The sequence below is a fragment of the Streptomyces sp. NPDC005070 genome (assembly GCF_053600395.1).
Map to the genome: position 1 here is coordinate 23,093 of NZ_JBSFZS010000037.1, position 17,372 is coordinate 40,464.

17 protein-coding genes are annotated in these 17,372 nt (G+C 68.8%); 3 read left to right on the plus strand and 14 right to left on the minus strand.

Annotated features, from left to right (window positions below; genetic code table 11):
• Positions 1 to 5: 5 nt before the first annotated feature.
• Genes nuoK through ACWEBX_RS15080 form a run of 11 tightly spaced genes read right to left on the minus strand, consistent with a single transcriptional unit; the run spans position 6 to position 10,800 of the window.
• Positions 6 to 305 carry an NADH-quinone oxidoreductase subunit NuoK gene (gene nuoK / locus ACWEBX_RS15030; RefSeq protein ID WP_384789676.1) on the minus strand — a complete coding sequence of 100 codons (300 nt, stop codon included), beginning with the start codon at positions 303 to 305 and terminating at the stop codon, positions 6 to 8.
• Entirely contained in the window at positions 302 to 1,120 is an 819-nt protein-coding gene (locus ACWEBX_RS15035; RefSeq protein ID WP_384789673.1) for an NADH-quinone oxidoreductase subunit J, read from the minus strand. Before ACWEBX_RS15035 ends, nuoK begins: the two co-directional genes overlap by 4 nt.
• A complete protein-coding gene (nuoI, locus tag ACWEBX_RS15040; protein WP_451885282.1) occupies positions 1,117 to 1,746 on the minus strand; it encodes an NADH-quinone oxidoreductase subunit NuoI in 630 nt (209 codons plus the stop codon). The genes ACWEBX_RS15035 and nuoI overlap by 4 nt, the downstream gene beginning before the upstream one ends.
• Entirely contained in the window at positions 1,739 to 3,112 is a 1,374-nt protein-coding gene (gene nuoH / locus ACWEBX_RS15045; protein ID WP_451885283.1) for an NADH-quinone oxidoreductase subunit NuoH, read from the minus strand. Before nuoH ends, nuoI begins: the two co-directional genes overlap by 8 nt.
• Entirely contained in the window at positions 3,109 to 5,613 is a 2,505-nt protein-coding gene (locus tag ACWEBX_RS15050; RefSeq protein ID WP_451885284.1) for an NADH-quinone oxidoreductase subunit G, read from the minus strand. The genes nuoH and ACWEBX_RS15050 overlap by 4 nt, the downstream gene beginning before the upstream one ends.
• The gene (gene nuoF, locus ACWEBX_RS15055) at positions 5,610 to 6,962 is read right to left on the minus strand and encodes an NADH-quinone oxidoreductase subunit NuoF (RefSeq protein WP_384789661.1); all 1,353 of its coding nucleotides are present in this window, start codon (positions 6,960 to 6,962) and stop codon (positions 5,610 to 5,612) included. The genes ACWEBX_RS15050 and nuoF overlap by 4 nt, the downstream gene beginning before the upstream one ends.
• On the minus strand, positions 6,959 to 7,801 hold the full coding sequence (gene nuoE / locus ACWEBX_RS15060; RefSeq protein ID WP_451885285.1) for an NADH-quinone oxidoreductase subunit NuoE: 843 nt from the start codon (positions 7,799 to 7,801) through the stop codon (positions 6,959 to 6,961). The genes nuoF and nuoE overlap by 4 nt, the downstream gene beginning before the upstream one ends.
• The gene (locus tag ACWEBX_RS15065) at positions 7,798 to 9,138 is read right to left on the minus strand and encodes an NADH-quinone oxidoreductase subunit D (protein ID WP_451885286.1); all 1,341 of its coding nucleotides are present in this window, start codon (positions 9,136 to 9,138) and stop codon (positions 7,798 to 7,800) included. The genes nuoE and ACWEBX_RS15065 overlap by 4 nt, the downstream gene beginning before the upstream one ends.
• Positions 9,135 to 9,875, minus strand: coding sequence for an NADH-quinone oxidoreductase subunit C (locus tag ACWEBX_RS15070; protein WP_451885287.1), 741 nt, complete (start codon positions 9,873 to 9,875; stop codon positions 9,135 to 9,137). The genes ACWEBX_RS15065 and ACWEBX_RS15070 overlap by 4 nt, the downstream gene beginning before the upstream one ends.
• A complete protein-coding gene (locus ACWEBX_RS15075) occupies positions 9,872 to 10,426 on the minus strand; it encodes a NuoB/complex I 20 kDa subunit family protein (RefSeq protein WP_003998928.1) in 555 nt (184 codons plus the stop codon). The genes ACWEBX_RS15070 and ACWEBX_RS15075 overlap by 4 nt, the downstream gene beginning before the upstream one ends.
• 14 nt (positions 10,427 to 10,440) lie before the next feature.
• Positions 10,441 to 10,800 carry an NADH-quinone oxidoreductase subunit A gene (locus tag ACWEBX_RS15080; RefSeq protein WP_037627175.1) on the minus strand — a complete coding sequence of 120 codons (360 nt, stop codon included), beginning with the start codon at positions 10,798 to 10,800 and terminating at the stop codon, positions 10,441 to 10,443.
• 724 nt (positions 10,801 to 11,524) lie between these two features.
• Here ACWEBX_RS15080 and ACWEBX_RS15085 point away from each other — a divergent pair.
• On the plus strand, positions 11,525 to 12,358 hold the full coding sequence (locus tag ACWEBX_RS15085) for a C40 family peptidase (protein WP_451885288.1): 834 nt from the start codon (positions 11,525 to 11,527) through the stop codon (positions 12,356 to 12,358).
• 120 nt (positions 12,359 to 12,478) lie between these two features.
• Here ACWEBX_RS15085 and ACWEBX_RS15090 read toward each other — a convergent pair whose 3' ends face one another.
• A complete protein-coding gene (locus ACWEBX_RS15090) occupies positions 12,479 to 13,780 on the minus strand; it encodes a geranylgeranyl reductase family protein (protein ID WP_451885289.1) in 1,302 nt (433 codons plus the stop codon).
• Positions 13,781 to 13,879: 99 nt separating this feature from the next.
• Between ACWEBX_RS15090 and ACWEBX_RS15095 the strand changes: the two genes are divergently transcribed.
• Positions 13,880 to 14,386 carry a GNAT family N-acetyltransferase gene (locus tag ACWEBX_RS15095; RefSeq protein WP_451885290.1) on the plus strand — a complete coding sequence of 169 codons (507 nt, stop codon included), beginning with the start codon at positions 13,880 to 13,882 and terminating at the stop codon, positions 14,384 to 14,386.
• An 82-nt stretch (positions 14,387 to 14,468) separates the two neighbouring features.
• A complete protein-coding gene (locus ACWEBX_RS15100; RefSeq protein ID WP_451885291.1) occupies positions 14,469 to 14,801 on the plus strand; it encodes a PASTA domain-containing protein in 333 nt (110 codons plus the stop codon).
• 49 nt (positions 14,802 to 14,850) lie between these two features.
• On the opposite strand, the gene ACWEBX_RS15105 is transcribed toward ACWEBX_RS15100, so the two are convergent.
• Together ACWEBX_RS15105 and ACWEBX_RS15110 are read right to left on the minus strand one after the other, a co-directional pair.
• Positions 14,851 to 15,546 (minus strand): demethylmenaquinone methyltransferase, encoded by a 696-nt coding sequence (locus ACWEBX_RS15105; RefSeq protein ID WP_451885292.1) that lies wholly within the window; start codon positions 15,544 to 15,546, stop codon positions 14,851 to 14,853.
• 230 nt (positions 15,547 to 15,776) lie between these two features.
• Positions 15,777 to 17,315, minus strand: coding sequence for a reprolysin-like metallopeptidase (locus ACWEBX_RS15110; RefSeq protein ID WP_451885293.1), 1,539 nt, complete (start codon positions 17,313 to 17,315; stop codon positions 15,777 to 15,779).
• Positions 17,316 to 17,372: the final 57 nt, after the last annotated feature.

A 17,372-nucleotide genomic window follows, 5' to 3' on the forward strand; every position in this document is an offset into this window, starting at 1 on the left:
ACCCCTTACAGCTTCATCAGGCTGGCGTCGTCGACCGAGGCCGAGTGGCGGGAACGGAACAGCGACACGATGATCGCGAGCCCGACGACGACCTCCGCGGCGGCGACGACCATCGTGAAGAAGGCGAAGATCTGGCCGTCGAGATTGCCGTGCATCCGGGAGAAGACGACGAAGGCGAGGTTGCAGGCGTTGAGCATGAGCTCGATGCACATGAACACCACGATCGCGTTCCGTCTGATCAGGACACCGGTGGCGCCGATCGTGAACAACAGAGCGGCGAGATAGAGGTAGTTGACCGGATTCACTTGGACGCCTCCTCCGGCTTCGTGCGCTCCAGGCGCTCCTCGGCACGCTGCTCCAGCGCCTTCAGGTCCTTCAGCGCGTCCGCCGACACGTCACGGATCTGCCCGCGGTCGCGCAGCGTCTTGCTGACGGTCAGCTCGGACGGAGTGCCGTCGGGGAGCAGGCCCGCGATGTCCACCGCGTTGTGCCGGGCGTAGACACCCGGCGCCGGCAGCGGCGGGATGTGCTTGCCCTCGCGCACCCGCTGCTCGGACAGCTCGCGCTGGGTCCTGGCACGCTCGGTGCGCTCGCGGTGCGTCAGCACCATGGCGCCGACCGTGGCCGTGATGAGCAGGGCGCCGGTGATCTCGAAGGCGAACACGTACTTCGTGAAGATGAGGGCGGCGAGGCCCTCCACGTTGCCGTTCGCGTTCGCCTTCGCCAGACCGTCGAAGTCCTGGACGGACGCGTTGCCGATGCCGGCGAACAGCAGGATGCCGAAGCCGGCTCCGCAGAGCAGGGCCAGCCAGCGCTGGCCCTTGATGGTCTCCTTCAACGAGTCCGCCGCAGTGACACCGACGAGCATGACGACGAAGAGGAAGAGCATCATGATCGCGCCGGTGTAGACGACAACCTGGACGATGCCCAGGAAGTAGGCGCCGTTGGCGAGGTAGAACACCGCCAGGACGATCATGGTCCCGGCGAGGCACAGCGCGCTGTGCACGGCCTTGCGCATGAAGACGGTGGACAGGGCGCCGATCACCGCGACGGTGCCGAGAACCCAGAACTGGACGGCTTCTCCGGTGGAGGTGGAGTACGCGGCCAGGTTGGCGGTCATGCCTCCGCCCCCTCTCCGGCGGACGTGCCCGACGGACTCGCCGAGGGGTGCAACTCGCCGTTGGAGACGGCCACCTGGCGCTCGGTGCCGGGTGCCGCCTCGGTCACCAGACCTCGGTAGTAGTCCTGCTCGTCCGTGCCCGGGAAGATCGAGTGCGGTGTGTCGACCATGCCTTCCTGGAGTCCGGCGAGCAGTTGCTCCTTGGTGTAGATGAGGTTGGCTCGGCTGCTGTCCGCGAGCTCGAACTCGTTCGTCATCGTCAGCGCGCGCGTGGGGCACGCCTCGATGCACAGGCCGCACAGGATGCAGCGGGCGTAGTTGATCTGGTAGACGCGGCCGTAGCGCTCGCCCGGGGAGTAGCGCTCCTCCTCGGTGTTGTCCGCGCCCTCCACATAGATGGCGTCCGCGGGACAGGCCCAGGCGCAGAGCTCACAGCCGACGCACTTCTCCAAGCCGTCCGGGTGGCGGTTGAGCTGGTGCCGGCCGTGGAACCGCGGTGCGGTGGTCTTCTGCTGTTCCGGGTACTGCTCGGTCAGCCGCTTCTTGAACATGGCCTTGAAGGTCACGCCGAAACCGGCGACAGGGTTCTGGAAACCCGGTTTGGTCTCCTTCGGCTCCTCAGCCATCGGACCCCTCCTTTCCGTCACGAGATCCGGTAACCGGTCCATCACTCGCAGTATCGGACCCGCCACTGACAATCAGCTCCCGCTCGCGGCGCGGACGGCGCCGCGGAACCGGCGGCAGCTCCTGTCCGGGCAGCGGGGGCACGGGGAATCCACCGGCCATCGGGTCGAAGGCGGCGGGCTCGGCGGGCGTCTCCTGGCCCTGCTTGTCGCGGAAGATGTCCGCCACGAACGACAGCAGCAGGAGGACGAGGACGCCTCCGCCGACGTACAGGGCGATGTCCGCGAAGTCGTAGTTCTCGTTGCGCAGCGTCCGGACCGTCGCGACGAGCATCAGCCAGACCACGGAGACCGGGATGAGCACCTTCCAGCCGAGCTTCATGAGCTGGTCGTAGCGGACGCGCGGGAGCGTGCCGCGCAGCCAGATGAAGAAGAACAGCAGGAGCTGCACCTTCACCACGAACCAGAGCATCGGCCACCAGCCGTGGTTGGCGCCCTCCCAGAAGCTGCTGATCGGCCAGGGCGCACGCCAGCCGCCCAGGAAGAGCGTCGTGGACACGGCCGAGACCGTCACCATGTTCACGTACTCGGCGAGCATGAACAGCGCGAACTTGATCGACGAGTACTCGGTGTTGAAACCGCCCACGAGGTCGCCCTCGGACTCCGGCATGTCGAACGGGGCCCGGTTGGTCTCGCCGATCATCGTCACGATGTAGATCAGGAACGAGACCGGCAGCAGGATGATGTACCAGCGGTCCTGCTGCTGTTCGACGATCGTCGAGGTCGACATCGACCCGGAGTAGAGGAACACCGAGGCGAACGCGGCACCCATGGCGATCTCGTACGAGATCATCTGGGCGCAGGAACGCAGACCGCCGAGCAGCGGATACGTGGATCCGGAGCTCCAGCCGGCGAGCACGATCCCGTAGATGCCCACCGAGGCCACCGCGAGGATGTAGAGCATCGCGATCGGCAGGTCGGTGAGCTGCATCGTGGTGCGCTGGCCGAAGATCGAGATCTCGTTGTCCGCGGGCCCGAAGGGGATCACCGCGATCGCCATGAAGGCCGGGATGGCCGCCACGATCGGCGCGAGGACGTAGACGACCTTGTCCGCGCGCTTGACGATGAGGTCTTCCTTGAGCATCAGCTTCACGCCGTCGGCGAGCGACTGGAGCATGCCCCAGGGCCCGTGCCGGTTGGGGCCGATGCGGAGCTGCATCCAGGCGACGACCTTGCGCTCCCACACGATGGAGAAGAGGACGGTCACCATCAGGAAGGCGAAGCAGAACACCGCCTTGATGACGACCAGCCACCAGGGGTCGTGGCCGAACATCGAGAGGTCTTCAGCGGCGAGGTACGGCGGCGTCATGCCTCCACCTCCTTGAGGGCCTCGGCGGCGATCGTCGCCGGGCCGATACGGACGAGTGCGCCGGGCAGCGCCCCGGTGTCGGAGGCGACGCCCCCTCCGGTCGAGTTCAGCGGGAGCCAGACCACACGGTCGGGCATCTCGGTGATCTGCAGCGGGAGTGCGACCGCTCCGGCGGGACCGGTCACGGCGATCACATCGCCGTCCTTGACCCCGGCTTCTGCGGCGGTGGCGGCCGACACGCGCGCGCGTGCGGCGTGCCGGGTCCCGGCGAGCGCCGTGTCGCCCTCCTGGAGGCGCCCCTGGTCGAGCAGCAGCCGGTGTCCGGCCAGTACGGCCTCCCCGGCGGCCGGACGGGGCATCTGCACCCCGGTCTCCCCGGGTTCGCCGGCCCGCTGTCCGCTCCAGGCGCCGAGCCGGTCGATCTCCCCGCGCGTGGAGCGCAGGTCCGGCAGCCCGAGGTGGACGTCCATGGCGTCGGCCAGCATCTGCAGGACGCGCGCGTCGGCGGGTGCGAGCCGCCGGGTCATCTGGTCGGGCTTGAGAGCGGCCTCGAAGGAGCGGACCCGGCCTTCCCAGTTGACGAAGCTTCCGGCCTTCTCCGCGACCGCGGCGACCGGCAGGACGACGTCCGCGTGCTCGGTGACCTCGCTGGGCCGCATTTCGAGCGACACCAGGAAGCCGACTTCGGACAGGGCCTCACGCGCGCGTGCCGGGTCGGGGAGGTCGGCGACCTCCACGCCCGCCACCACCAGGGCGCGCAGTTCGCCGCCGACGGCGGCCTCCACGATCTGGCCGGTGTCGCGGCCGTAGCGGTGCGGGAGTTCGGAGACGCCCCACGCGGCGGCGACCTCGTCCCGCGCGCGCGGATCGGTGGCCGGGCGTCCGCCCGGCAGCAGCGACGGAAGCGCGCCGGCCTCGATCGCACCGCGTTCCCCGGCCCGGCGCGGGATCCACACCAGGCGGGCGCCGGTGGCGGTGGCGGTCCGCGCGGCGGCGGTCAGCCCTCCGGCCACGGAGGCCAGCCGCTCACCGACGACGATCACGGCGCCCTCGGCGCGCAGCGCCTCGGCGGCCTTCGCGCCGTCGCCCTCCAGGCCGACGCCGCTCGCGAGCGCGTCCAGCCACTCGGTCTCGGTGCCGGGGGCGGCCGGCAGCAGCGTGCCGCCCGCCTTCTCCAGACCGCGGGTGGCGTGCGTGGCGAGGGAGAACGTCTTCTGTCCGTGCCCGCGCCACGCCTTGCGCAGCCGCAGGAAGACGCCGGGCGCCTCCTCCTCCGACTCGAAGCCCGCCAGCAGGACGGCGGGCGCCTTCTCCAGAGCGGTGTACGTGATGCCGGTGCCGTCGAGATCCCGGCCGCGTCCGGCGACCCGGGCGGCCAGGAAGTCGGCCTCCTCGGAGCTGTGCACGCGCGCGCGGAAGTCGATGTCGTTCGTGTCGAGGGCCACGCGCGCGAACTTGCTGTACGCGTAGGTGTCCTCGACGGTGAGCCGGCCGCCGGTGAGGACACCGGTCCGGCCGCGGGCGGCGGTCAGCCCCTGGGCGGCGGCCTCCAGGGCCTCCGGCCAGGACGCGGGTTCGAGGACGCCGTCGGCGTTGCGCACCAGGGGGGTGTCGAGGCGGTCGCGCTGCTGCGCGTACCGGAACCCGAACCGGCCCTTGTCGCAGACCCATTCCTCGTTGACCTCGGGGTCCGGCGCCGCGAGACGCCGCATCACCTTGCCGCGCCGGTGGTCGGTGCGCGTCGCGCAGCCGCCCGAGCAGTGCTCGCACACGGAGTGCGAGGAGATGAGGTCGAAGGGGCGCGAGCGGAAGCGGTAGGCCGCCGACGTGAGCGCGCCCACCGGGCAGATCTGGATCGTGTTGCCGGAGAAGTACGACTCGAAGGGGTCGCCGTCACCGGTGCCGACCTGCTGGAGCGCGCCCCGCTCGACCAGTTCGATCATGGGGTCGCCCGCGATCTGGTTCGAGAAGCGGGTGCAGCGGGCGCACAGCACGCACCGCTCACGGTCCAGGAGCACCTGGGTGGAGATCGGGACCGGCTTCTCGTACGTCCGCTTCTTGCCCTCGAACCGGGATTCGGCGTTGCCGTGCGACATCGCCTGGTTCTGCAGGGGGCACTCGCCGCCCTTGTCGCAGACCGGGCAGTCCAGCGGATGGTTGATGAGCAGCAGCTCCATCACACCGTGCTGTGCCTTCTCGGCGACCTGGGAGGTGAGTTGAGTCTTGACGACCATCCCGTCCGTACAGGTGATCGTGCAGGACGCCATGGGCTTGCGCTGGCCCTCGACCTCGACGATGCACTGGCGGCAGGCGCCAACCGGGTCGAGAAGCGGGTGGTCGCAGAACCGGGGGATCTCGATGCCGAGTTGTTCGGCGGCCCGGATGACCAGGGTGCCCTTGGGCACGCTCATCTCGACGCCGTCGATCGTCAGCGAGACGAGGTCCTCCGGCGGGACCGCGGCTTCCCCGCCTCCGGAGGGAGCGCTGGTGGTCACTGTCATGCGTTCACCTCCGTGTGCTTGTCCGCCCAGACCGTGGACCTGGCGGGGTCGAAGGGGCAGCCGCGGCCCGTGATGTGCTGCTCGTACTCCTCGCGGAAGTACTTGAGCGAGGAGAAGATCGGCGATGCGGCACCGTCGCCGAGGGCGCAGAAGGACTTGCCGTTGATGTTGTCGGCGATGTCGTTGAGCTTGTCGAGGTCGGACATGACGCCCTTGCCGGCCTCGATGTCGCGCAGCAACTGAACGAGCCAGTACGTTCCTTCGCGGCACGGCGTGCACTTGCCGCAGGACTCGTGGGCGTAGAACTCGGTCCAGCGGGTGACGGCGCGGACGACGCAGGTCGTCTCGTCGAAGCACTGGAGTGCTTTCGTGCCGAGCATGGAACCCGCGGCGCCCACTCCTTCGTAATCAAGAGGGACGTCGAGATGCTCTGCGGTGAACATCGGGGTCGAGGAGCCGCCCGGCGTCCAGAACTTCAGCCGGTGGCCGGGGCGCATCCCGCCACTCATGTCGAGGAGTTGACGCAGGGTGATGCCGAGGGGTGCCTCGTACTGGCCGGGACTGGCGACATGACCGCTGAGCGAGTAGAGCGTGAAGCCCGGAGACTTCTCGCTGCCCATCGACCTGAACCATTCCTTGCCTTTTTGGAGAATTGCGGGAACTGACGCGATCGATTCGACGTTGTTCACAACAGTTGGACACGCATAAAGGCCCGCGACAGCAGGGAAAGGGGGACGGAGCCGCGGTTGACCACGGCGGCCTTCGAGCGAGTCGAGCAGCGCGGTCTCCTCACCGCAGATGTACGCGCCCGCGCCCGCGTGCACGGTGAGCTGGAGGTCGAGTCCGCTGCCCAGGATGTTCTCGCCGAGGTAGCCCGCCGCGTAGGCCTCACGTACGGCCTCGTGCAACCGCCGCAATACGGGGACGACTTCACCGCGGAGATAGATGAAGGCATGCGAAGACCGGATGGCGTAGCACGCGATCACAATGCCCTCGATGAGGCTGTGTGGGTTCGCGAAGAGGAGCGGGATGTCCTTGCAGGTTCCCGGCTCCGATTCGTCGGCGTTGACAACTAGATAGTGAGGTTTGCCGTCTCCCTGGGGAATGAACTGCCATTTCATTCCGGTCGGGAAGCCGGCGCCGCCACGGCCCCGCAGCCCGGAGTCCTTGACGTACGCGATCAGGTCGTCCGGTGACATGGCGAGTGCCTTGCGCAGGCCCTCGTACCCCTCGTGCCTTCGGTAGACGTCCAGCGACCAGGACCTGTCCTCGTCCCAGAAGGCCGACAGCACGGGTGCGAGCAGCTTTTCCGGACTTGTCTCGTTGATCTCGGCTGCCAAGGTCATCACTCCCCCTCCTCTGCCACAGGACCCGCCGGGTGGGACGGGTCGGAGGCCGACGTGTCCTGCGGCGCGTCGTGCGAACTCGGGTGCTCGGCGGGCCGCAGGTTCTGAGGTGCTCCTCCGCCCCGCGGATGCACCACGCGCGCGGGGGCGCTCTCCCCCTTGGCCAGGCGCAGCCCCACCAGGGACGCGTGGCCCGCGCTGCCGCCGGCCTCAACCGCGCCCTCGCGCTCGTCGGGGAAACCCGCCAGGATCCGGGCGGTCTCCTTGAACGTGCACAGCCGGGCGCCGCGGGTCGGCTGGACGTCGGCACCCGCGCGCAGGTCGTCGACGAGACGCTTGGCGGAGTCCACGGTCTGGTTGTCGAAGAACTCCCAGTTGACCATCACGACCGGCGCGAAGTCACAGGCCGCGTTGCACTCGATGTGCTCCAGGGTGACCTTGCCGTCACCGGTGGTCTCCCCGTTGCCGACGCTCAGGTGGTCCTGGAGTGCCTCGAAGATGGCGTCGCCGCCCATGACGGCACACAGGGTGTTGGTGCAGACACCCACCTGGTAGTCACCGCTCGGCTTGCGCCGGTACATCGAGTAGAAGGTCGCGACCGCGGTGACCTCGGCCGTCGTCAGGCCCAGTACCTCCGCGCAGAACCGCTGGCCCGTGCGCGTGACGTGGCCCTCCTGCGACTGCACGAGATGCAGCAACGGAAGGAGCGCCGAGCGGGAGTCGGGGTAGCGGGCGATGATCTCGCGCGCGTCCGCCTCCAGCCGGGCCCGGACGTCGGCCGGGTAGTCGGGCGCGGGCAGTTGGGGCATGCCCAGGCTGACGCCCTCGGGGGTGGTGGTCACCGGTCGACGCCTCCCATCACGGGGTCGATGGACGCGACGGCGACGATGACGTCGGCGACCTGGCCGCCTTCGCACATCGCCGCCATGGCCTGCAGGTTGGTGAAGGACGGGTCACGGAAGTGGACCCGGTAGGGGCGGGTGCCCCCGTCGGAGACGACGTGCACTCCGAGCTCGCCCTTGGGCGACTCGATCGCCGCGTACGTCTGTCCCGGCGGCACGCGGAAGCCCTCGGTCACCAGCTTGAAGTGGTGGATCAGGGCCTCCATGGAGGTGCCCATGATCTTCTTGATGTGGTCGAGCGAGTTGCCGAGACCGTCGGGGCCGAGCGCGAGCTGGGCGGGCCAGGCGATCTTCTTGTCGGCGACCATGACCGGGCCGGGCTGGAGCCGGTCCAGGCACTGCTCGACGATCCGCAGCGACTGGCGCATCTCCTCCAGGCGGATCAGGAAGCGCCCGTAGGAGTCGCAGGTGTCGGCGGTGGGGACCTCGAAGTCGTAGGTCTCGTAGCCGCAGTACGGCTGGGACTTGCGCAGGTCGTGCGGCAGGCCCGCCGAGCGCAGGATCGGGCCGGTGGCGCCGAGGGCCATGCAGCCGGCCAGGTCGAGGTAGCCGACGTCCTGCATGCGGGCCTTGAAGATGGGGTTCCCGGTGGCGAGCTTGTCGTACTCGGGAAGGTTCTTCGTCATCTTCTTCACGAACTCGCGGATCTGGTCCACCGCGCCCGGGGGCAGGTCCTGGGCGAGTCCGCCGGGGCGGATGAACGCGTGGTTCATCCGCAGGCCCGTGATCAGCTCGTAGATGTCGAGGATGAGCTCACGGTCACGGAAGCCGTAGATCATGATCGTGGTGGCGCCCAGCTCCATGCCACCGGTGGCGATGCACACCAGGTGGGAGGAGAGCCGGTTCAGCTCCATGAGGAGCACCCGGATGATCGAGGCACGGTCGGGGATCTGGTCGGTGATCCCGAGGAGCTTCTCGACGCCGAGACAGTAGGCCGTCTCGTTGAAGAACGGCGTCAGATAGTCCATGCGCGTCACGAACGTGGTGCCCTGGGTCCACGTGCGGAACTCGAGGTTCTTCTCGATGCCGGTGTGGAGGTAGCCGATGCCGCAGCGGGCCTCGGTGACGGTCTCGCCGTCGATCTCCAGGATGAGCCTGAGCACGCCGTGGGTGGACGGGTGCTGCGGGCCCATGTTGACGATGATGCGCTCGTCGTCGGATTTGGCCGCGGACTGGGCGATCTCGTCCCAGTCGCCGCCGGTGACCGTGTATACGGTGCCCTCGGTCGTCTCGCGGGGCGAGGCGGCCGATGCCCCGGAAGGGGTCTGCGTGCTCATGAGTACGACCTCCGCTGGTCCGGAGCCGGGATCTGGGCGCCCTTGTACTCGACGGGAATGCCGCCGAGGGGATAGTCCTTGCGCTGCGGGAACCCCTGCCAGTCGTCCGGCATCATGATCCGCGTCAGCGCGGGGTGGCCGTCGAAGATCAGGCCGAAGAAGTCGTACGTCTCGCGCTCGTGCCAGTCGTTCGTCGGGTACACGCTGACGAGCGAGGGGACGTGCGGGTCCGCGTCCGGGGCGCTGACCTCCAGCCGGATCAGCCGGTTGTGGGTGATCGAGCGCAGGTGGTAGACGGCGTGCAGCTCGCGGCCCTTGTCCTGCGGGTGGTGGACGCCGGAGACGCCGGTGCACAGTTCGAACCGGAGGGCCGGGTCGTCGCGCAGGGTCTGGGCGACGGGGAGCAGGTACTCGCGTTCGACGTGGAAGGTGATCTCGTCGCGGTCGACGACCGTCTTGTCGATGACGTTCTCGGGGACGAGTCCCTGTTCCTCGAGAGCCCCCTCCAGTTCGTCGGCCACCTCGTCGAACCAGCCGCCGTAGGGGCGGGCGGCCGCGCCGGGCAGCCGGATCGAGCGGACCAGGCCGCCGTAGCCGGAGGTGTCGCCGCCGTTGTCGGCGCCGAACATGCCGCGCTGGACGCGGATCTCCTCGCCCTGGTCGCCTCGCTGGCCGGGAAGGTTGGAGGCGCTCAGGTCCTTCTCGGGGTTGACCCCGTTGCCGTTCGCGTCGCTCACCGCAGCAGGCCCTTCATCTCGATGGTGGGAAGCGCCTTGAGCGCCGCTTCCTCCGCCTCGCGGGCCGCCTCCTCGGCGTTCACGCCGAGCTTCGAGGTCTGGATCTTCTGGTGGAGCTTGAGAATCGCGTCCATCAGCATCTCGGGCCGCGGCGGACATCCGGGCAAATAGATGTCGACCGGGACGATGTGGTCAACTCCCTGCACAATGGCGTAGTTGTTGAACATTCCGCCCGATGAGGCACAAACCCCCATGGAGATGACCCACTTGGGGTTGGGCATCTGGTCGTAGACCTGCCGCAGCACCGGCGCCATCTTCTGGCTCACCCGGCCGGCCACGATCATCAGGTCGGCCTGGCGGGGCGATCCGCGGAACACCTCCATACCGAAGCGGGCCAGGTCGTAGCGCCCGGCGCCGGTCGTCATCATCTCGATGGCACAGCAGGCGAGTCCGAATGTCGCGGGGAAGACGGACGCCTTGCGCACCCAGCCCGCGGCCTGCTCGACGGTCGTCAGCAGGAATCCGCTCGGCAGCTTTTCTTCGAGTCCCATGTCTTAAAGGCCCCTCAGTCCCATTCCAGGCCGCCGCGCCGCCATACGTACGCGTAGGCGACGAAGACAGTGAGCACGAAGAGCAGCATCTCCACGAGCCCGAAAACACCCAGGGCGTCGAAGGTGACGGCCCAGGGGTAGAGGAAGACGATCTCGATGTCGAAGACGATGAAGAGCATCGCCGTCAGGTAGTACTTGATGGGAAAACGCCCGCCGCCGACCGGCGTGGGGGTCGGCTCGATGCCGCACTCGTAGGCGTCGAGTTTGGCGCGGTTGTACCGCTTCGGACCGATCAGCGTGGCCATGACCACGGAGAAGATCGCAAAGCCTGCCCCGAGGGCTCCCAGTACGAGGATCGGCGCATACGCGTTCACGCTCCTCGCTCCTCTCAGTCGGCACTGACTGGTGGCGGTTTCGACGGGCCCGCACCCCTGCCTCGTCAGCACCGCGAACCCCACCCGTCCCGGCGAAGATCGCGGACATGTGAAGCAGGTCACAAGCCCAACTGCCTCGCATCTTATGCCCGGCGGTCTGTGATCTGCGACACGGGGTATTGCCTTAGCTTTGTGATCTCCACCACCTGACGAACGATCATGAAGTCGGATGAGCAGTGATCTTCACACGCGAAGCGTCAGGTCGGTCACCAGACGTGACATTTTCGTTCATCTCCGCAGGCCCAGGGGGTCGTCTCCATATCAAGAGACTTCCGCCGCATGCAAATTCGCGTTGGACACACCCCCTTGATAGAGGACCGCGTTCACACGTCGGGGGGATCAAGGGGACCGATGTGGACACGTGCACGCGTTCACGAGCGGGCGCGACGGCGAGGCGATGGGGGTCCACGCGCGGGACGCGAGGGCCCGGGTGACCGTTCCGTGACCTGCGCCACATCTACCTATGGGTCAGATAAGCCGGGCTTGGCCATCCTCTTCAACCGGTGGTAGGTGGCGGGCAATTCGGACGTAATACTGAAAGGCCATGATCATGGGCCTGATGGACAGTGTCCGCAATGCCCGTTACGGCGTCAATAAAGAGTGACGGGCGACGAATTCGGCGGCCGATTGAACAACTGTGGCGCACCACACGTTTCTTGAAGGTATGGAGGAGCCCCTGGTACCGCTAGTACCCATGTCCCACACCGCACACATACGAAGCCACCGGAAGCCCCGTCGCAACGCTCCGTCGCTCGCGATGCGCGCCGGAGTTGCCGGTGGCGTCCTCAGCACCCTCGCCGTCGCCGCGGCCGCGGGTTCGGCGAGCGCCGCCGAGCCCGTCACGCAGACCATGGAACTGCCGACCCTGACGGCCGACCTGGCCAACCAGGTCGCCCAGTCCGCGGACGCCACCCAGCAGGCCGCGGCCGACTATCAGCTCCAGGCGGAGCGCGACGCGGCGGCCGCCAAGGCCGCCAAGCAGGCCAAGGCCGACCTGGCGGACGCCAAGAAGAAGGCTGAGGCCAAGAAGAAGGCCGAGGCCGCGCGCAAGGCCGCGGCGGCCGACGCCGTCTCGCGTTCCTCGGCGCGGACCACCCTGTCGGCGAGCACGTCCACGTCCACGAACGTCGCAGCCCCGGCCAGCGGCAGTGTCGCGACCGTCATCGCCTTCCTCAAGGCGCAGGTCGGCGACGCGTACGTCATGGGCGGCACCGGACCCAACGCGTGGGACTGTTCCGGTCTGGTGCAGGCGGCGTTCAAGCAGGTCGGCGTCGACCTGCCGCGTGTCTCGCAGGACCAGTCGGTGTCCGGTACGCCGGTTTCCCTGTCCAATGTCCAGGTCGGCGACATTCTGTACTGGGGCTCGGCGGGTTCGGCCTACCACGTAGGTGTGTACATCGGTAACGGCCAGTACCTCGACGCGGCCAACCCCTCCAAGGGCGTCGTGATCCAGGACCTGTCGGGCTACCCGGCCACGGGTGCGGTGCGCGTGCTCTGACCCCCGGGTGAACTGCCGAAGGACCGCTTCCTGTGCGGGGAGCGGTCCTTCGGGCTGTTCCGGAACCGGTGCCGACGGCGTCCGGAGCCGCCCCGGTGACCACCGGGGCGGCGCGTGCGGTCAGGCCTTCGGGGCGACCTTCGAGAGGCCGTTGATGATGCGGTCCATCGCGTCGCCGCCCGTCGGGTCGGTGAGGTTCGCGAGCATCTTGAGGGTGAACTTCATCAGCATCGGGTGGGTCAGACCGCGCTGCGTGGCGATCTTCATGACCTTCGGGTTGCCGATGAGCTTCACGAAGGCGCGGCCGAGCGTGTAGTAGCCGCCGTAGGTGTCCTTCAGGACCCGCGGGTAGCGGTGGAGAGCGAGTTCGCGCTGGCCGGGGGTGGCGCGGGCGTGGGCCTGGACGATGACGTCGGCCACGAGCTGGCCGGACTCCATGGCGTAGGCGATGCCCTCACCGTTGAAGGGGTTCACCAGACCGCCGGCGTCACCCACCAGCAGCAGGCCCTTGGTGTAGTGCGGTTGACGGTTGAAGGCCATCGGGAGGGCCGCGCCACGGATCGGGCCGGTCATGTTCTCGGGGGTGTAGCCCCAGTCCTCCGGCATCGAGGCGCACCACGCCTTCAGTACCTCGCGCCAGTCGAGCTCCTTGAAGGAGTCGGAGGTGTTGAGGACACCGAGGCCGACGTTCGAGGTGCCGTCGCCCATGCCGAAGATCCACCCGTAGCCGGGCAGCAGCCGGTCCTCGGCGCCCCGGCGGTCCCACAGCTCAAGCCACGACTCCAGGTAGTCGTCGTCGTGGCGCGGCGAGGTGAAGTACGTACGGACGGCGACGCCCATCGGGCGGTCCTCGCGGCGGTGCAGGCCCATCGCGAGGGAGAGACGGCTGGAGTTGCCGTCCGCCGCCACCACCAGCGGGGCGTGGAAGGTCACCTCCCGCTTCTCCTTGGAGTCGGCGTCGCCCAGCTTGGCGTGCACGCCGATGATCCGGCCGGTGCGCTCGTCGAGGATCGGGGCGCCGACGTTGCAGCGCTCGTACAGCCGCGCGCCCGCCTTCTGCGCCTGGCGCGCGAGCTGCTCGTCGAAGTCGTCCCGCTTGCGGACGAGTCCGTAGTCGGGGAAGGAGGCGAGATCCGGCCAGTCGAGCTGGAGGCGCACACCGCCGCCGATGATGCGCAGGCCCTTGTTGCGGAGCCAGCCGGCCTCCTCGGAGATGTCGATGCCCATCGACACGAGCTGCTTGGTCGCGCGCGGGGTCAGTCCGTCACCGCAGACCTTCTCGCGGGGAAAGGCCGTCTTCTCCAGGAGCAGGACGTCGAGCCCCGCCTTCGCCAGGTAGTAGGCGGTGGTGGAGCCGGCTGGCCCGGCCCCGACGACGATGACGTCGGCGGTGTTCTCGGAGAGGGGCTGGGGCTCGGTCACGGCGGGGGTCTCCCCAAGACTCGAAATCAACGTGCCGACGGGCACTGGACATGGGCAGTCTATGCAGCGGTACCGATCACCCGGCTGAAGGGCTGCCCCGTGAACCGAGCTCTCCCCGATGTACGCCTGCGCGTCCCCACCGACGAGGACACTCTCGAGTGGCACCGGGTCTTCGACGACCCCGAGGTCATGGAGTTCCACGGGGGCCGCGCGGCCGAGCGCTCCGTCTACGAGGAACTCACGGCGCGCCAGCGGCGGCACGACGCGGAGCACGGGTTCTGCCTGTGGACGATGGTCGGTCCCGGGGACGAGGTACTGGGCTTCACGGGCGCGCAGCCCTGGCCGCACGCCTGGGGCCCGGCCGGGAAGATCGAGATCGGCTGGCGGCTGGGGCGGGCGCACTGGGGCAAGGGGTATGTCACGGCGGCGGCCCGGACCACCCTGGAGCGGGTCCGCGCGGCGGGCGTCACGGACGTCGTCGCCATGGTCAACGCGGGCAACACCCGTTCCATCGCGGTGACGAGACGGCTCGGCATGGAGCTCGCGGAGCGGTTCACGCTGCCCTCGTCACGGCAGGAGGGCCACCGCTACCGGCTGGCCCTGTGACGGAGTCCCGCGCGTCTTCTCATGGCTTCCGGAAGGGCACGGGCGAGGCTTACCCTTCCGGGTACCGCTGGGGGTGACGTCTGTGCGCATAACACCCAAGACATCCGAAGTGCGCGTGCCGCGGCTCGTCGGTCTGATGGCCGTGGACGCGCGTGAGACGGCTGAGGCTCGCGGTGTTCTGCTCGCCGCGCCCGACCGGCCCGATTTCCATCGGACGGTCGTCGACTACGTCGTACGGCAATTTCCGCAGCCCGGGGCCGAGGTGCCGCGCGGAGCCGTCGTGACGGTGTGGTTCGACCTGGGAGACGCGGAGGGCGGCGCCGGGGTGCGCGAGCCCCGTCCGCCCCGTCCGCCGTCGGGCGGGCTGCGCCGCGAACTCGAGCTGCCCGGCGACCCGTTCGTGGTCCTCAGGTAGCCGGTCCCGGTAGCCGGCCCCGGAGGTTCCCCCCGGGCGCCGAACGGGGTCAGGCCGGCTTGTAGCCTCGGTGGAGGGCCACGATGCCGCCCGTCAGGTTGCGCCAGGCCACCTTCGACCAGCCTGCGCCGATCAGCCGCTGGGCCAGTTCCGGCTGGGTCGGCCAGGCGCGGATGGACTCGGCGAGATAGACGTACGCGTCGGGGTTCGAGGAGGCGGCGCGGGCGACCGGGGGCAGCGCGCGCATCAGGTACTCGGTGTAGACCGTGCGGAACGGCGCCCAGGTGGGGTGCGAGAACTCGCAGATCACGACGCGTCCACCCGGCTTGGTCACGCGGTACAGCTCGCGGAGCGCGGTGTCGGTGTCCTGCACGTTGCGCAGCCCGAAGGAGATCGTGACGGCGTCGAACGTGTCGTCCTTGAAGGGCAGTCTGGTCGCGTCACCGGCCGTCAGCGGCAGCCAGGGGTGGTTCCGCTTGCCGACGCGGAGCATCCCGAGGGAGAAGTCGCAGGGGACGACGTACGCGCCTGTGCGGGCGAAGGGGAGCGACGACGTCGCGGTGCCGGCCGCGAGGTCCAGGATCTTCTGCGCGGGGCGCGCGTCGACCGCCTTCGCGACCTCCTTGCGCCACGCCCGGTCCTGTCCGAGCGACAGCAGGTCGTTCGTCAGGTCGTACCGTTCCGCCACGTCGTCGAACATCGAGGCGACTTCGTGCGGCTGCTTGTCCAGGGATGCGCGAATCACGGTCCCCATTGTGGCAGTACGGGCCCGACGGCTTTCCGGCGCCCGGCCGGGAACCGGTCGCCGTTCCCCTGTACGGGGAAAGCGCCGCACCCGCCCCCGTGAACCACGGGGAGGATACGGCGCCGTTCCGACGGCCCGACGGCTTCTGTCGCCTGGCGGGTTCTTCCGCGTGCCGGGTGCCACCGAGTTCCGGGTGCCACCGAATCCCACGTACCACCGAGTCCCGGGGACTAGCGGGTGGGCGGCTCGGGGATCTCGGCGAACACCGCGTTGACGGTGTGGTTGGCGTTCATGGTGATCGTGTAGTTCGGCGTGGTGTCGGTCTGGAGCACACCGTCGACCTCCCAGCCGGTGAGCCGGAAGCCGGGGCTCGTATCGGCGGTGACGGTGACCTGCGTGCCGGGGTCGTACGGGCCGTACTCGCTCGGCCTGAGGCTGCCTCCGGCGGCAGGGCTGGAGGTCATGGTGAGGGAGACCCGGTTGGTGACCAGGGAGGCCCGGTAGCCCGCCAGGAACTCGGCGGCCCTCGTCGCGTTGGCGGCGTTGTTGTTGTTCTCGTCGCCGAGAGCCTGGTCGCCCAGCAGGTTCACCGTGTTGGAGTACTGGTTGACGACCGCGCACCGCAGGGTGCAGGCGCTGGAGTAGGCCATGATCGTGTGATGCCGCTGGTCGGCGGTGACCCAGCCGTAGTTGTCGGTGCCCACGGGAGTCGTGCCGCCCTGGGCCACCACCGTCTTGCGGTCGTGCTTGAGACCGAAGTTGTGGCCGATCTCGTGCGCGAGGTTCTCCCATCCCGTGATGGAGAAGGCGCTGGTGACCGAGAAGGCGTTGTTGCTGGTCGTCGGGCCCGCGGGGGTGGGCAGGTTGGCCTGCCCGGAGCTGTCCTCGGCCGGGATGGAGGCGATGAGCGCCACCAGGTCGGCGCCGTAGGCGGTCCGGTTGGCGGCGGCCGTGGCTCCGAGGGTCGGGTTCAACGGGTTGCTGATCATGCCCAGCAGGGTTCCGGCGTTCTCACGGTCGACGCCGGTCGCCTGGGTCTGGTACGTGTGGACGACATGCACGCTGGCCGGCACGTAGCTGGTCGCGAGTGCCCTGTTGAGCTGGTTCACGCCGTAGGTGATCCGGCTCTGGACCGCCGAGACCGAACCGAGTTCGGTGACGGTGGCCGGGGTGTAGGCGACGACGATGTCGATGGCCGCGGGGTTGTCGGGGGTGGCGATCCGCCGACCGGGCTGGTTCGGCTGGGCCGACCTGGTCGGCGGCAGTGTCACCGTGTCGACGCCCTGGCCGCTCGGCGGCAGTTTCAGCGCGTCGATCTCCTGCAGCAGATACCTGCCCGGCCTCTTGGGCACCGGCTTGTAGAGGTACTGCCGGAAGCCCGCCTCGATCTCGCCGGACAGGGTGACCGGTCCGGCGTTACACGCTCCGATGATGGACACGGAGATCGTGTTCTCCGGGTGCCTCGGGTCGTGGCCGGACCAGAACACCGTGCCGTCCGGGTCCTCTCGCTTGAAGTCCTCGATCGCCGTGAAGCCCTTCTGGTGCTCGAAGAGCGGGAAGGTGCGGCGCTCGGGCACGCCGTCCTTCTGTCTGCCGCACAGCGAATGGAAGTCCTTGGGATTCGCGCGCATCACCGCGCTGCGCTTCACCCACGGCTCGGGGTCGTGGCCGGGTCCGGCTCCGGCGGCCGCGGGGGTGTTCACGGCCAGCGACAGGGCGGCGGCGAGTGCGGTCGCCGCGGTGGACGCGGCGAGCAGGGAACGACGCATGAGGAACGTCAGCCTCTCTGTGGGGGTTTCCCCCATGCTCCGTAACCAAGATCGCGC